Annotated in this window: 1 protein-coding gene; it reads left to right on the top strand. The window is 79.7% G+C overall.

Annotated features, from left to right (window positions below; all coding sequences use genetic code 11):
* Positions 1-757 (top strand): DNA-3-methyladenine glycosylase (locus tag K6I34_RS37670; RefSeq protein ID WP_275127239.1); only part of this gene is annotated, 757 nt, incomplete at both ends.

Here is a 757-nt window from a genome sequence, read left to right as displayed (position 1 = left end):
GGCCACCGCTACCACCGGACCCTGCGCCTGCCCAGGGGCTCCGGGTTCGCCGAGCTCGACCTCGCTCCCGGCGCCGCGCGGAGCGGCACGGGCGGCGGCAGGCACCGGCAGGTGCCCGTACGGCTGACCCTGGAGGACCTGCGCGACGTCACCGCCGCCGTACGCCGCTGCCGCGACCTGTGCGACCTGGACGCCGACCCCGCGGCCGTCGCCGAGACCCTCAGGGCGAGCCCCGCGCTCCGGCCCCGCGCGGACGCGGCACCCGGGCTGCGCGTACCCGGCTGCGCCGACGCCTTCGAACTCGCGGTGCGCACCGTCCTCGAACAGCATCACCCGCCGGAGCAGGCCGCCCGGCTCTGCGGGCGGCTCGCGGCCCGCTGGGGCGAGCGGGCGGTCGCACCCGACGGCGAACCCGACCGGCTGTTCCCCACCGCCCGGGCCCTCGCCGACGCGGACCCCGCCGCCCTCGGACTCGGCGTCCGGCAGGCCGCGACCGTACGCTCCCTGGCCCGCGCGGTCGCCGACGGAACACTGACGCTCGAACAGGACGCGGACCGCGAGGCCACGGCCGCCGCCCTCCGGGCGCTGCCCGGCCTCGCGGCCCGGTCCGTCGCGCGGATCGCCACGCACGCCCTGCGCGACCCCGACGTGTTCTGTGCCGAGGACCCCGTGCTCCAGCGGGCCGCCCATGCACAGGGCCTGCCCCGGGACCCCCACGCCCTGGCCCACGAGGCCCACGCGTGGCGCCCTTGCCGCT

The organism is Streptomyces sp. UNOC14_S4 (assembly GCF_020740835.1).
Lineage (GTDB): Bacteria > Actinomycetota > Actinomycetes > Streptomycetales > Streptomycetaceae > Streptomyces.
The sequence above is the reverse complement of the archived record's forward strand: the minus strand, read 5'-3'. Positions and strand labels throughout refer to the sequence as shown.